The following is a 13,481-nucleotide window of genomic DNA, read 5'->3' on the forward strand; positions in this document are numbered from 1 at the left end:
CCGGTAGGGGATAGTGGGACGGGTGAGTGCCGTTCCCGTACCCCAGCCCCGTACCTCGGCCGCCGCACCGCCGGCGGCGAGCGGCAGCCGCCGCAGCCTCGCCGCCGCGCTGCTCCTCGGCGCCGCCGGTGCCACCGTCGTCCTCCTCGCCGCCGGCCGCGTCTGGGCCGAGGGCACCGCGTCCGTCGGCGGCGGGACCGTCGGGCTGGAGGCCAAGGGCGGCGACGTCACCGGCGTCCCGACCGCCCTGGCCGTCGTCGGCCTGGCCGCGCTCGTGGCGGTCTTCGCGGCCCGCCGCGGCGGCCGGCTGCTCGTCTCCGCCCTGCTCGCGCTCAGCGGCGCCGGCGCGGTGGCTGCGGCGCTGCTCGGCGCCTCCGACACCGACGCCCTCGACGAGAAGGCGGCCCGCACCACCGGTGACGCGGCGGCCGCCGTGGACGGGCTCACCCACACGGTCTGGCCCTATGTGACGGCCGCCGGCGGACTGCTGATCCTGCTGGCCGGTCTGCTGGCCCTGCGGTACGGCAGGCTCTGGCCCACCATGTCCGGCCGCTACGAGCGCGACGGCACCCCCCGGCCCCGGCGGGCCGCCGCCGTCGATCCCGACCGCCCCGAGGATCTGTGGAAGGCACTGGACCGCGGCGAGGACCCGACGCGCGAAGGGTGACCCCACCGGATCCACCGTCCCGGCGTACGGGACAATGGCATCGGACCCCCGGCCCGACCACGGGCACCGGCCCCACCGGCGCCGGGGCCCAGCTCACGACAGCGCACCAGAAACGAGGAGCACACTCATGGCGGGAAGCCACGGACACACCCCGGCCGCCTGGACCGGCGTCATCATCGCCTTCATCGGCTTCTGTGTCGCAGGCGTCTTCATGGTCGCGGACAGCCCGGCCGGTTTCTGGGCCGGGTCGGCCCTCATCGTGCTCGGCGCCGTCGTCGGCGGAGCGATGAAGATGGCGGGCATGGGCACCCCCAAGGAGCCGCAGGCCGTCGTCGACGCCCGCGCCCGCGCCGCCGCGCGCGAGGGTGCAGCGGCCTGACGCGGCCGCCGTCGTGCACCCGGCACAATCACGCCCGTGACCCCGACCTCCCCGTCACCCGCCCCCGCCCCCGAGCCCACCCCCGCCGGCCGCCCGGCCACCCCGGCCGAGCCCGCACCGTCCCCGGATCCGGCGGCCGGCGTGGCCGCCGCGCCGCACCCGGCCTGCGCGCCGACCGGCGGGCATCCCGGGGCCGCCCTGCCCGGCGGTCCCGCCGAGCAGCCCGGGCCCGCTCGATACGGCGCGCCCCGCGCGAGCGAGCCCGCCCAGCGCGGCGGGCGGTCGGCGACCGCGTCGGCCGAGCCCGTGCAGGACGGCGCTCCTGCGCGCCCCGGCCCGCCCCGCGACGCCCAGCCCGCCCAGCGCGACGGCCGGTCGGCGACCGTATCGGCCGGGCCCGCGCCGCAGGGCACCCCGGCGTCACCCCCGGCTCCCGCGCCGCACGGCGCACCCCCCGGGGGATGGGGGCACGGCGCCCCCGGGCAGCAGGCCGCCCACGCGGGTCCGGCGACGTTGGGGCGGCGGATCGCCGGGCCGGTGGTGACGTTCGCCGGGGTCGCCGCGGCCTTCGCATACGTGGGGAGCGTCGACCCCAACGAACCCGGCCACTACCCGGTCTGCCCGCTGTACGGCGTCACCGGCGTGCTCTGCCCCGGCTGCGGCGGGCTGCGCAGCGCGCACGCGTTCGTCCACGGTGATCTGGCGACCGCGCTGGGTGCCAACGCCGTCGCCGTCGCCGGCTATCTGGTCTTCGCCGTGGTGTGGGTGATCTGGCTGGTTCACGCCGTCCGGGGGCGGCCGTTCCGGCCACGGGTCAGCCCCCTCGTGGGGTGGTCCGTCGGCGCCCTGGCGTTGATCTTCGCCGTGGTGCGGAACCTGCCGTTCGGGTCCGCGCTGGCCCCCTGAAAGTCCCAGCCAGTGGGACGCCGGCCATCCGGATGCGGAGCCTCGGCCCTGGTGCGGATACCATCGAGATGGCTGATCCTGAACTGTCATCACCGTCCCGGAAGGGGGCCGCTCGCGTGAGTGTGCTCGACGAGATCATCGAAGGTGTGCGCGCCGACCTGGCTGAGCGGCAGGCGCGTGTCAGCCTCGACGAGCTCAAGGAGCGCGCCGCCAAGGCCCCCGCCGCCAAGGACGGGGTCGCCGCACTGCGCGGCGACGGCGTCAAGGTGATCTGCGAGGTCAAGCGCTCCAGCCCGTCGAAGGGCGCCCTCGCCGCCATCGCCGACCCGGCGGGTCTCGCCGCGGACTACGAGGCGGGCGGCGCGGCGGTCATCTCCGTGCTGACCGAGGAGCGCCGCTTCGGCGGCTCCCTCGCCGACCTGGAGGCCGTCCGGGCCCGGGTCGACATCCCCGTGCTCCGCAAGGACTTCATCGTCACCGCGTACCAGCTCTGGGAGGCCCGCGCCTACGGTGCCGACGTGGTGCTGCTGATCGTCGCCGGGCTGGAGCAGGAGGCGCTGGTCTCGCTGATCGAGCGCGCCGAGTCCATCGGGCTCACCCCGCTCGTCGAGGTCCACGACGAGGACGAGGTCGAGCGCGCCGTCGACGCCGGAGCGAAGATCATCGGCGTCAACGCGCGCAACCTGAAGACCCTCAAGGTCGACCGCTCCACCTTCGAGCGCGTCGCCCCCGAGATCCCGGCGCACATCGTGAAGATCGCCGAGTCCGGCGTGCGCGGCCCCCACGACCTGATCGCCTACGCGAACGCGGGCGCCGACGCCGTGCTCGTGGGCGAGTCCCTCGTCACCGGCCGCGACCCGAAGTCGGCCGTGGCCGACCTCGTCGCCGCCGGCGCCCACCCGGCCCTGCGCCACGGGCGGGGCTGACCTCTCCGTGACCGCCGCGCGCCGCCACCGCCGACCCGCCCCGGGCGTCCGCCCGGGCAGGTCCGGCGTGCCCGCGGCGCCCGGCCACGCGTACGCCCGGCTCGCCCGCGGCTGCCGTCCGCGGGGCTGCCGCGCCCCGGCCCGCAGGGTCCACGGCCGGCGGGTGCGGTACGTGATCGGCGACGAACCGGGCCAGGTCAACGGCATGCGATGGCGCCGCGCGCTCTCGCGCGCAGGCCGACAGGCCGTGCGGAGCGGGGTCACCGCCCCGACCCGCCTCCTTCCCTGACCGGGCCCGGCCCGGTACACCGCCGCGTCCGCGCGGCGCCCCCGCACTCCCGGCGGCCCCGGCGGCCGTCGCCATCGGCACCCGGACGGCGTCCGGCCGCGCCGGTGGCCGGACACGGCGGGGCGGCGGCGTAGCCTCCGTACGGGAAGGGCGTGGGCGCGGCGGGCTCCGGCCGCGGGCGCGACGCCCCGTCACCCATCACCCGACACGTCCCGGAGCGGCACACCCGCCCGGATACGAGGAGTCCCGTCGCCATGTCCAGCGACTTCTTCATTCCCGACCCCGACGGTCATGTCCCCACCCCCCAGGGCTACTTCGGAGCCTTCGGCGGCAAGTTCATCCCGGAGGCGCTCGTCGCCGCCGTGGACGAGGTCGCCGTCGAGTACGAGAAGGCCAAGGCCGATCCGGAGTTCACCGCCGAACTCGGCGGACTGCTCGCCGACTACACCGGCCGCCCCAGCGCCCTCACGGAGGTGCCCCGCTTCGCCGAACACGCCGGCGGCGCGCGGGTCTTCCTCAAGCGCGAGGACCTGAACCACACCGGCTCGCACAAGATCAACAACGTGCTGGGCCAGGCCCTGCTCACCCGGCGCATGGGCAAGACCCGGGTCATCGCCGAGACCGGCGCGGGCCAGCACGGTGTCGCCACCGCCACCGCCTGCGCCCTGTTCGGCCTGGAATGCACCGTCTACATGGGCGAGATCGACACCCGGCGCCAGGCGCTCAACGTCGCCCGGATGCGGATGCTGGGCGCCGAGGTCGTCGCCGTGAAGTCCGGCAGCCGCACCCTCAAGGACGCCATCAACGAGGCGTTCCGCGACTGGGTCGCCAACGTCGACCGCACCCACTACCTCTTCGGCACGGTCGCCGGCCCGCACCCCTTCCCCGCCATGGTGCGCGACTTCCACCGGGTCATCGGCGTCGAGGCCAGGCGGCAGCTCCTGGAGCGGGCCGGACGGCTCCCCGACGCCGCCGTCGCCTGCGTCGGCGGCGGGTCGAACGCCATCGGCCTCTTCCACGCCTTCATCCCCGACTCGGGCGTCCGCCTGATCGGCTGCGAGCCCGCCGGCCACGGCATCGCCACCGGGGAGCACGCGGCCACCCTGACCGCGGGCGAACCGGGCATCCTGCACGGTTCCCGGTCCTACGTCCTCCAGGACGACGAGGGCCAGATCACCGAGCCGTACTCGATCTCGGCCGGACTCGACTACCCGGGCATCGGCCCCGAGCACTCCTACCTCAAGGACTCGGGCCGCGGCGAGTACCGCGCGGTCACCGACGACGACGCGATGCAGGCGCTGCGCCTGCTGTCGCGCACCGAGGGCATCATCCCGGCCATCGAGTCGGCGCACGCGCTGGCCGGCGCGCTGGAGGTCGGCCGCGAGCTCGGCAAGGACGGGCTGATCGTGGTCAACCTGTCCGGCCGCGGCGACAAGGACATGGACACCGCCGCCCGTTACTTCGGGCTGTACGACACGGACGCCCGGGTCGAGGCCGACGCCTCGGCGGACGACGGCGCCGCAGAGATCCAGGGGGACGCCTCGTGAGCGGCAATCTCGACCTGCTGAACAGCACCCTCGCCGCGGCCCGGGAGGAGAACCGGGCCGCGCTGATCGCCTACCTCCCGGCCGGCTTCCCCGACGTCGACACCGGCATCGAGGCGGTCAAGGCCGCCTTCGAGGGCGGCGCCGACGTCGTCGAGGTCGGGCTGCCGCACAGCGACCCGGTCCTGGACGGCCCGGTGATCCAGACCGCCGACGACATCGCGCTGCGGGGCGGCGTGCGCATCGCCGACGTGATGCGCACGGTGCGCGAGGCACACGCGGCGACCGGAAAGCCGGTGCTGGTGATGACCTACTGGAACCCGATCGACCGCTACGGCGTCGAGCGGTTCACCGCCGAGCTCGCCGAGGCCGGGGGCGCCGGGTGCATCCTGCCCGACCTGCCGGTCGAGGAGTCCGGCCTGTGGCGGGAGCACGCCGAGAAGCACGGTCTCGCCACCGTCTTCGTCGTCGCCCCGAGCAGCAAGGACGCGCGGCTCGCCACCATCACGGCGGCCGGCAGCGGATTCGTGTACGCCGCCTCCCTGATGGGCGTCACCGGCACCCGGGCGTCCGTCGGCGAGCAGGCGGCGGACCTGGTGCGGCGCACCCGCGCCACCACCGACCTCCCGGTCTGCGTGGGCCTCGGCGTCTCCGACCCCGCCCAGGCCGCCGAGGTGGCCGGCTTCGCGGACGGGGTGATCGTCGGCTCCGCGTTCGTCAAGCGGATGCTCGACGCGGCGGACGACACCGCCGCCGTCGCGGCGGTACGGGAACTGGCGGGCGACCTCGCCCGGGGCGTGCGCGGCACCGCGTAGCTCGAACGGGTGGAAACGGGACCGGGGAGGCGCGCAGACGCCTCCCCGGTTCGTTTGCGGTGCGTGAGCGACAACCAAGAACGGAAGCGGACCGCACGCGAGCGGATCCAGCGGGAACGGCAGTTGGACAAGGCCCGCGAGCGGCGCCGCAGGACCTTGATCGTGGCCTCGGCCGTGGTCGGCGTCCTCGGCCTGGCCGCCGTCGTCGGCCTGGTCGCGGCCAACAGCGGCAAGGACAAGGACGGCTCGTCGGAGGCCGGTCCGCTCAGCGCGCCCAGCGGGGTGCAGGGGGAGGAGCAGCTCGCCATCCCCGTCGGCGCGAGCGACGCGCCCTCCACCCTCACCGTGTGGGAGGACTTCCGCTGCCCGGCCTGCGCCCAGTTCGAGAACGCGCTGCGGTCCACGATCCACGACCTCGTGGCGGCCGGGAAGATCAAGGTCGAGTACCACCTCGCCACCATCATCGACGGCAACATGGGTGGCAGCGGCTCCCTGCGCGCGGCGAACGCGGCGGCCTGCGCCCAGGACGTGGGCAAGTTCCCCGAGTACCACGACGTGCTCTACACCAACCAGCCCCCGGAGCCGGACGACGCCTTCGCCGACAACGACCGGCTGATCGAGCTGGCCGGCAAGGTCGAGGGCCTCGACACCCCCGCCTTCCGCACCTGTGTCAACGACGGCACCCACGACAGCTGGGTCGAGAAGTCCAACACGGCCTTCCAGAACGGCGGCTTCCGCGGCACCCCGACGGTCCTGCTCAACGGCGAATCGATCTTCCCCACCAAGGGCGAGGAACAGATCTCGGTGCCCAACTTCAAGAAGTGGGTCGAGGAGGCCAACAAGGGCAAGCAGCCCGGCACCCGGCAGCCCTCGCCCGCCGGCAGCGCCGCCACCGGATCCCCCGCGTCCTGACGTCCGGGGCCGCCGCGCCACCCCGCTTCGCCGGGGCCCTCGTTATGCAGACGTTGCCGGGTGGGTTGCCGCACGCCCCACCCGGCAGGGTAGCGTCAGTGCTGCCATGGAAATCGCCTTCATCCCGAGCCCGTCGACCGGAGTGATCCACCTCGGACCGCTTCCGCTGCGCGGCTACGCCTTCTGCATCATCATCGGTGTCTTCGTCGCCGTCTGGTTCGGCAACAAGCGCTGGGTCGCCAGGGGCGGCAAGGCCGGCACGGTGGCCGACATCGCCGTGTGGGCCGTGCCCTTCGGCCTGGTCGGCGGACGCCTCTACCACGTGATCACCGACTACCAGCTGTACTTCAGCGAGGGTGAGAACTGGGTCGACGCCTTCAAGATCTGGGAGGGCGGCCTCGGCATCTGGGGCGCCATCGCGCTCGGCGCGGTCGGTGCCTGGATCGGCTGCCGCCGCCGTGGCATCCCGCTGCCCGCCTGGGCGGACGCCCTCGCGCCGGCGATCGCCTTCGCGCAGGCGATCGGCCGCTGGGGCAACTGGTTCAACCAGGAGCTGTACGGCAAGGCGACCGACCTGCCGTGGGCCGTCAAGATCTCCGAGGGCGCGGGCCGCGAGGCCGGCACCTACCACCCGACCTTCCTCTACGAGTCGCTGTGGTGCATCGGCGTGGCCCTGCTGGTCATCTGGGCCGACCGCCGCTTCAAGCTGGGCCACGGCCGGGCCTTCGCGCTCTACGTCGCCGCGTACTGCGCGGGCCGCGGCTGGATCGAGTACATGCGCGTCGACGAGGCGCACCACGTCCTCGGCCTCCGGCTGAACGTGTGGACGTCGATCCTGGTCTTCGTCCTGGCCGTCGCCTACATCGTCGTCTCGAACCGGCTGCGTCCGGGCCGTGAGGAGATCGTCGAGCCGGGCGCCGTGACCCTGGCGAAGCCGTCCCCGGAGGACGGCAAGGACGAGAAGGCCACGGACGACAAGGGCAAGGACGAGAAGGCCGACGCCGAGGCCGCCTCCGACGACACGGCGGACGCCGGCGCGGGGTCGGACGACACGGCCGACGCCGGCGCGAAGCCGGCCGGTGGCAAGGGCTAGGACCAGGGGCCGCCACGACGCCGCGACGGCGGCGACGGACGGCCGGCACGAGGGCCGCAGCGGGCACACTGCCCGCGGCGGCCCTCGTCCGTGTCCGCCCCGCTCCCCGGTGCCGGCTGCCGGTCAGGGGATCTCGCGGGCGGCGATCGCCAGGGTGCGCCGCGCCGCCGCGACCACCGCCGCGTCCACGAAGCGGCCGTCCGGGAGGGCCATGGCCCCGGTGTCCGACGCCGCCGCCTTGACGATCTCCTCCGCCGCGTCGATCTCCTCCGGCGTCGGCCGGTAGGCGCGTTCGATCACCGGGAGCTGGCGGGGGTGGATCGCCGCCCGGCCGAGGAAGCCGATCGAGCGGCCGTGCGCGCAGGAGGCGTGCAGCCCGTCCAGGTCGAGGATGTCGGGGAAGACGGACTGGGTGGGCGGTGCGAGCCCCGCCGCACGCGCCGCGACCACGATCCGGGTGCGCGGCCAGTCCAGTCCGGTGTCCCCGCGCACCCCGAGGTCCGCCCGCAGGTCCGACTCCCCGAGCGCGATGCCGCGCAGCGCCTCGTGCGCGGTGGCGATGGCATAGGCGTGCTCCACGGCGAGCGCCGACTCCAGCAGCGCGTACAGCCCGACGCCCGGCGCCTCGGCGGCGATCCGCTGCACATCGGTGGCGTAGGCGACCTTGGGGATGCGCAGGGCGGCCAGACCGGGCAGCCCCGCCAGCGCCGCGACGTCCCCGGGGGAGTCGATCCGCACATGGACGGGGAGCGGCAGATGCTGCGACAGCAGTTCGGCCGTGGCCGCGAGGGCGTACTCCTTGCGGTGCCCGGCCACCGCGTCCTCCAGATCGACGATGACGACGTCCGGACGGGCGGCGATCGCCTTGTGCACCACCTCCGGCCGGTCCCCGGGGGCGTAGAGCCAGGTCAGCGGGATGGTCATAGCGCTCCTTCGGTACGGAGTGCGGCGATGTCGGCGGGGGACATCCCGATCTCGGCCAGCACCGCGTCGGTGTCCGCGCCGTGCGGCCGGCCGGCCCAGCGGATGGAGCCGGGCGTCTCGGAGAGCCGGAAGAGGACGTTCTGCATCCGCAGCGTGCCGAGTTCGGGGTCGGGCACCTCGGTGATCGTCCCCAGCGCCTGGTACTGGGGATCGGCGTACACGTCCCGGATGTCGTAGACGGGGGCGATGGCCGCCTCGGCCTTCTCGAAGGCGGCGATCGCGTCGGCGCAGCTCTGCCGGGCGATCCAGCCGCCGACCGCCCCGTCCAGCTCGTCCGCGTGGTCGGCCCGCCCGCTGCCGGTGGCGAACCAGGGCTCGTCGACCAGCTCCGGCCGGCCGACCAGGTGCATCACCCGCTCCGCGACGGACTGGGCGGACGTGGAGACGGCCACCCAGCCGCCGTCCGCCGTGCGGTAGATGTTCCGGGGCGCGTTGTTGCGGGAGCGGTTGCCGGTGCGGGGCTGCACATAGCCGAGCTGGTCGTACCAGAGCGCCTGCGGGCCGAGCACGGCCAGGATCGGCTCGATGATCGCCATGTCGACGACCTGGCCCCGGCCGGTGACGCCGCGCGCGGCCAGCGCGGTCATCACCGCGTACGCGGTGGCCAGCGCGGCGACCGAGTCGGCGAGACCGAACGGCGGCAGCGTGGGCGGCCCCTCGGGCTGTCCGGTCGCCGCCGCGAAACCGCTCATCGCCTCCGCGAGGGTGCCGAAACCGGGCCGGTGGGAGTACGGGCCGAACTGCCCGAAGCCCGTGATCCGGGCCAGCACCAGCCGGGGATTGGCCGCGCTGAGCTCCTCCCAGCCCAGCCCCCAGCGCTCCAGGGTGCCGGGGCGGAAGTTCTCGACGACCACGTCCGCGGTGGCCGCCAGGCGCAGCAGGGTGTCGCGGCCGCCGGGGGTGGAGAGGTCCAGCGTGATGGTGCGCTTGTTGCGGCCGAGGACCTTCCACCACAGGCCCACGCCGTCCTTGGCCGGCCCGTGCCCGCGGGAGGGGTCGGGGCGGGTGGGGTGCTCGACCTTGACGACCTCGGCCCCGTAGTCGCCGAGCATCGTGGCGCACATCGGGCCGGCGAAGAGGGTGGCCAGGTCGAGGACGCGCAGGCCGCTCAGCGGCGGCGCGCCGTTCGGGGCGCTGCTCGGCGGCGTCATGACGCGGAGTCGATCTCGGGGCGGTACGGCATGGAGGTGGACGCTCCCGGGCGCTGGACGGACAGGGCCGCTGCGGCGCACGCCCAGGCGAGGGCCTGCTCCACGGGCCGGCCCTCGCCGAGGGCGACGGCGAGCGTGCCGACGAAGGTGTCCCCGGCGGCGGTGGTGTCGACGGCCGTGACCCGCGGGGCGGGCACGGTGACGGGCGCGGTGTCCCGGGCGGCGTGGAGACAGCCCGCGGAGCCGAGCGTGATGACCACCTCGGGCACGCTGCGCAGCAGGGCGGCGGCGGCCTCGTACGGGTCGGCCACACCGGTGAGCGCGGCGGCCTCGTGCTCGTTGGGGACGAGCAGGTCGACCGCGGCGAACAGTTCGGGCGGCAGGGGCTGCACCGGTGAGGGCGTCAGCACGGTGCGCACCCCGTGCCGGCGGCCGGCCAGGGCGCCGTCGAGCACGGCGCCGAGGGGGAGTTCGAGCTGGAGCAGCAGCAGGTCGGCCGCGGCGATGACGGCCTCGTCGCCCGGGGCCAGCGCGGTGACGGTGCCGTTCGCGCCGGGGACGACGACGATCGAGTTCCCGCCGTCGTCGTCGACGACGATGTGCGCGGTGCCGGACGGGCCGTCCGCGGTGCGCAGCAGGTCGGTGTCGACTCCGGACGCCTTCAGGGTGTGCCGCAGCAGTGCGCCGAACTCGTCCGCGCCGACCGCCCCGATCATGGTGACGTCGCCGCCCGCGCGGGCCGCGGCGACGGCCTGGTTCGCCCCCTTGCCGCCGGGGACGGTGGCGAACTCCCTTCCGGTGACGGTCTCTCCGCGCTTCGGCGGCTTCGCCACGTAGGCGACGAGGTCCATGTTGGTGCTGCCGAGCACCACGATGCCGGTCATGGGCGCAGTGCCTCCTCCACAGTCAGACGGGCGAGGGTGTCGAATCCGACGCCGTCGAAGCCGGCGACCGAGGTCGCGAGCCGGTTCTTCAGCGGCGTCGTCCAGCGTTCGGGCAGCGCGTCGGGGGCGCCGGCCAGCAGCCCGGCGACCGAACCGGCGGTCGCCCCGTTGGAGTCGGTGTCCAGACCGCCGGACACCGCACGGCAGACGGACCCGGTGAAGTCGCCGTCCGCGTGGGTCAGCGCGGCGGCGAGCAGCGCGGCGTTCGGGACGGCGTGGACCCAGTGCAGCGCGCCGTACGCGTGGTGGATCCGGTCGACCGCCCGGTCGAAGTCCGCCTCCGCGCGGGCGGCGGCGATGCCGAAGCGGACGGCCCCGGCCAGCCGGGAGCGCGGCGGCACCACCGCGAGGCCGGCGGCCAGCGCCTCGTGCACCCCGGCGTCGCCGCCGGCCGCGGCGGCCACCGTGGCGGCGACGAACATGGCGCTGTAGACGCCGTTCGCGGTGTGGCTCAGCGCGGCGTCCCTGAAGGCCTGCTCCGCGGCGGCGGCCGGGGCCCCGGGGTTGGTCCAGCCGTGCACATCGGCACGGATCGCGGCGCCGATCCACTCCCGGAACGGATTGCGGCGGACGGCCGTGAGCGGCGGCTCGACGCCGCACAGCAGGTTGCGGTAGGCGACGCGTTCCGCGGTGAAGGTCCGTCCGGCGGGGAGTTCGTCCAGCCACAGCGCGCCCACGTCGGCGGTGGTGAAGCGGCGGCCGTGCCGCCGCAGCAGCACCAGGCCGAGCAGCGGGTAGTTGAGGTCGTCGTCCTCCGGCATGCCGTCGATGTTCTCGGCCAGGCTGGTGGCGGCGCTGCGCCGGTTCCACGGGTGGGCGGCGGCCAGCTCCGCCGGCACCCCGCGCGCGGTGAACCAGTCGGCCAGCGGCCAGTTGCCCGTCGCACGGGCCAGCGCGCGGATGGCGTCCAGCGGCAGCTTCTCCACGGGCTTCCCCAGCAGACACCCCGCCGCCCGCCCGAGCCACGCGGCATGCAGCGCGTCCTCGCCGGGCGCGGCGGCGGTGCGGGGCGGGTGGGCGTGCGGGGCGTGTTCGGTGGGCCCGGCGGCGGTGCGGGGCGGCCGCCCGGGCCGGTCGGTCTGCGGCGCATCGCCGGGCGCGGCCCCGGTGCGGGGCGGCTGCCCGGACGGGCGGGGGTGGAGCGCGTCGCCGTGCGTGTCGTCGGGGCGGGGGGCCCGTCCGGGCCACGCGGTGCGCGCGGCGTCCTCGGTCGGCGCGGCACCGGCCGCCGCGCGGGACCGGGCCACCTCGCCGGCGTCGCCGCGCGGGGGACCGGCGGAACCGGACGCGTCCCCGCCGGGGAGCCCGGGGGTTCCCCGGCGGTCCGGCCCGGGACCGGCAGCCGACAGGTGCCCCAGGGCCGGGCAGGCCGCCGCGATCGACGACCAGTCCAGCGGTTCGGCGGCGGCCAAGGGAGAGGGGAGCGCGGCGAGTTCGTCGAGGAGGCGCTCCGCGAGCGCCCGGAGCCGGGGCGGGGCCGGCTCGGCGGAGGCGCCCGCACGCGCGGGCGCGGGGGCGCCGCCCGCCGCCCGCCAGCGGTCGCGGACATCGCCCGCGTCCCGCCCGTCCTCGTCCGCCTGCCGCAGCTCGTGCCCGATGAGGTCCTCGGGCTGGACCCAGGTCAGCCGCAGCGTCCCGGTCATCGGGCGTCCGCCAGCGCGGCGAACGCCGCCTCGTGGGCGCGGCGGCGGGCCAGGTCGCGCGCGTGGATCTCCCGGGCCACCGCCACGAGTTCGGCCGCGGGGGCGCGCAGGTCGATCCGGCTGGCCCGGGCCACCTGCCGCGCCCAGTCGTCCGGCACCGCCCGCTCCCCGTGCATCGCCCCCACCAGGGCTCCGGCCATCGTCGCGATCGAGTCGCAGTCGCGGCCGTAGTTGACGCAGGCGAGCACGGTCCGCCGGAAGTCGCCCGCGCCGACGAGCAGCATGCCCAGGGCGATGGGCAGTTCCTCGATGGAGTGCAGCCGCGAGGGGCGGCGGGCGCCCAGCGACGGGGCCCGGTAGTCGGGGCCGACGGTGTCGAAGGGGGCCACCGCCGCGCGCAGCGGCGCGAGCGCCGACTCGAAGTCCGTGTGGCGGACGGCGGTCTCCGCGACGGCCTCGATCGCGGCCTGGGTGCCGTCCTTGGCCAGCGCCAGCGCCGTCTCCACGACAGTGGCCGGGGTCGCCCCCGGCGCCGCCGCCGCCGCGACGGCGGCCGCGAACACGCCCGCCGCCTCCCGCCCGTAGGAGGACTGGTGCGCCCCCGCGACGTCCAGCGCCTCGTGGTAGGCGGCGTCCGGGTCGGCGGCGTTGACGAGGCCGACCGGCGCCATGTACATCGCGGCACCGCAGTTGACGATGTTGCCGACCCCGGCCTCGCGGGGGTCGTTGTGGCCGTAGTGCAGCCGGTGCACCAGCCACTTCTCGGCGAGGAAGATCCGCTGGAGGGGGAGGGCCTCCGCCTCCAGTTCGGGGATCCAGCGGGGGGTGGAGATCAGGTCGGGCACCAGATGGTCGGCGACGGCGTAGGCGTCCAGGTGGTCGCGGACCGCCGCGTAGACGCGCACCAGGGCGTGGGTGAGCAGGGTGTCGTCGGTGATGTGCCCGTTGCCCTTGTGGTACGGGGCGATCGGGCGCGCGGTGCGCCATGCGTCGCCGTTCCAGGGGCCGACGATGCCCTCGACCCGGCCGCCGTGCCGCTCGACGATCTGCTCCGGGGTGTAGCCCTCGACCGGCCCGCCGAGCGCGTCGCCGACGGCGGCACCGACCAGGCTGCCCGTGAGCCTGTCGTCGAGGGAGGGGGAGTCGGGGTTCGCCGATGGGGTGGCCGCGTTCGCCGTCGCTGTGGTCATGGCCGGATTGTCCCCCTTGTTCCGTCGCGCGCGGCGTA

The 13,481-nt window shown here is 75.6% G+C and carries 14 protein-coding genes; 9 read left to right on the forward strand and 5 right to left on the reverse strand.

The window, feature by feature from the left end:
- The first annotated feature begins 13 nt into the window (after positions 1 to 13).
- From JE024_RS26110 to lgt, 9 genes are all read left to right on the forward strand, one after another.
- Positions 14 to 667, forward strand: coding sequence for a TIGR02234 family membrane protein (locus JE024_RS26110; protein ID WP_205375925.1), 654 nt, complete (start codon positions 14 to 16; stop codon positions 665 to 667).
- Positions 668 to 794: 127 nt separating this feature from the next.
- Entirely contained in the window at positions 795 to 1,046 is a 252-nt protein-coding gene (locus JE024_RS26115; protein ID WP_205375926.1) for an HGxxPAAW family protein, read from the forward strand.
- A gap of 36 nt (positions 1,047 to 1,082) precedes the next feature.
- On the forward strand, positions 1,083 to 1,952 hold the full coding sequence (locus JE024_RS42360; protein ID WP_372449841.1) for a DUF2752 domain-containing protein: 870 nt from the start codon (positions 1,083 to 1,085) through the stop codon (positions 1,950 to 1,952).
- A 116-nt stretch (positions 1,953 to 2,068) separates the two neighbouring features.
- Positions 2,069 to 2,878 carry an indole-3-glycerol phosphate synthase TrpC gene (trpC, locus tag JE024_RS26125; RefSeq protein ID WP_205375927.1) on the forward strand — a complete coding sequence of 270 codons (810 nt, stop codon included), beginning with the start codon at positions 2,069 to 2,071 and terminating at the stop codon, positions 2,876 to 2,878.
- Positions 2,879 to 2,885: 7 nt separating this feature from the next.
- Entirely contained in the window at positions 2,886 to 3,167 is a 282-nt protein-coding gene (gene trpM, locus JE024_RS42140) for a tryptophan biosynthesis modulator TrpM (RefSeq protein WP_307840716.1), read from the forward strand.
- Between the two features lie 254 nt (positions 3,168 to 3,421).
- Positions 3,422 to 4,714, forward strand: coding sequence for a tryptophan synthase subunit beta (gene trpB / locus JE024_RS26130; protein WP_205375928.1), 1,293 nt, complete (start codon positions 3,422 to 3,424; stop codon positions 4,712 to 4,714).
- Positions 4,711 to 5,526: a tryptophan synthase subunit alpha gene (gene trpA, locus JE024_RS26135; protein ID WP_205375929.1), complete on the forward strand. Its 816-nt coding sequence runs from the start codon at positions 4,711 to 4,713 to the stop codon at positions 5,524 to 5,526. Before trpB ends, trpA begins: the two co-directional genes overlap by 4 nt.
- Before the next feature lie 63 nt (positions 5,527 to 5,589).
- Positions 5,590 to 6,438 (forward strand): thioredoxin domain-containing protein, encoded by an 849-nt coding sequence (locus tag JE024_RS26140; RefSeq protein WP_205375930.1) that lies wholly within the window; start codon positions 5,590 to 5,592, stop codon positions 6,436 to 6,438.
- 106 nt (positions 6,439 to 6,544) lie between these two features.
- Entirely contained in the window at positions 6,545 to 7,531 is a 987-nt protein-coding gene (lgt, locus tag JE024_RS26145) for a prolipoprotein diacylglyceryl transferase (RefSeq protein WP_205375931.1), read from the forward strand.
- Between the two features lie 123 nt (positions 7,532 to 7,654).
- On the opposite strand, the gene JE024_RS26150 is transcribed toward lgt, so the two are convergent.
- The 5 genes from JE024_RS26150 to JE024_RS26170 are packed head-to-tail and all read right to left on the reverse strand — an operon-like array spanning position 7,655 to position 13,443.
- The gene (locus JE024_RS26150) at positions 7,655 to 8,455 is read right to left on the reverse strand and encodes an HpcH/HpaI aldolase/citrate lyase family protein (RefSeq protein ID WP_205375932.1); all 801 of its coding nucleotides are present in this window, start codon (positions 8,453 to 8,455) and stop codon (positions 7,655 to 7,657) included.
- Complete coding sequence (locus JE024_RS26155; RefSeq protein ID WP_205375933.1) at positions 8,452 to 9,666, reverse strand: CaiB/BaiF CoA transferase family protein; 1,215 nt, start codon at positions 9,664 to 9,666, stop codon at positions 8,452 to 8,454. Before JE024_RS26155 ends, JE024_RS26150 begins: the two co-directional genes overlap by 4 nt.
- A complete protein-coding gene (gene rbsK, locus JE024_RS26160; protein WP_205375934.1) occupies positions 9,663 to 10,550 on the reverse strand; it encodes a ribokinase in 888 nt (295 codons plus the stop codon). Before rbsK ends, JE024_RS26155 begins: the two co-directional genes overlap by 4 nt.
- Positions 10,547 to 12,253, reverse strand: a complete 1,707-nt coding sequence (locus tag JE024_RS26165; protein WP_205375935.1) for an ADP-ribosylglycohydrolase family protein — start codon at positions 12,251 to 12,253, stop codon at positions 10,547 to 10,549. Before JE024_RS26165 ends, rbsK begins: the two co-directional genes overlap by 4 nt.
- A complete protein-coding gene (locus tag JE024_RS26170) occupies positions 12,250 to 13,443 on the reverse strand; it encodes an ADP-ribosylglycohydrolase family protein (protein WP_205375936.1) in 1,194 nt (397 codons plus the stop codon). Before JE024_RS26170 ends, JE024_RS26165 begins: the two co-directional genes overlap by 4 nt.
- Positions 13,444 to 13,481 lie beyond the last annotated feature (38 nt).

This window comes from Streptomyces zhihengii, from assembly GCF_016919245.1.
GTDB lineage: Bacteria > Actinomycetota > Actinomycetes > Streptomycetales > Streptomycetaceae > Streptomyces > Streptomyces zhihengii.

Excerpts from the sequence above, each read along its gene's own strand:
- JE024_RS26115 (WP_205375926.1), top strand. The coding sequence starts at position 795 with ATGGCGGGAAGCCACGGACACACCCCGGCCGCCTGGACCGGCGTCATC.
- trpB (WP_205375928.1), top strand. The coding sequence starts at position 3,422 with ATGTCCAGCGACTTCTTCATTCCCGACCCCGACGGTCATGTCCCCACC.
- lgt (WP_205375931.1), top strand. The coding sequence starts at position 6,545 with ATGGAAATCGCCTTCATCCCGAGCCCGTCGACCGGAGTGATCCACCTC.
- JE024_RS26150 (WP_205375932.1), bottom strand. The coding sequence starts at position 8,455 with ATGACCATCCCGCTGACCTGGCTCTACGCCCCCGGGGACCGGCCGGAG.
- JE024_RS26155 (WP_205375933.1), bottom strand. The coding sequence starts at position 9,666 with ATGACGCCGCCGAGCAGCGCCCCGAACGGCGCGCCGCCGCTGAGCGGC.
- rbsK (WP_205375934.1), bottom strand. The coding sequence starts at position 10,550 with ATGACCGGCATCGTGGTGCTCGGCAGCACCAACATGGACCTCGTCGCC.
- JE024_RS26165 (WP_205375935.1), bottom strand. The coding sequence starts at position 12,253 with ATGACCGGGACGCTGCGGCTGACCTGGGTCCAGCCCGAGGACCTCATC.
- JE024_RS26170 (WP_205375936.1), bottom strand. The coding sequence starts at position 13,443 with ATGACCACAGCGACGGCGAACGCGGCCACCCCATCGGCGAACCCCGAC.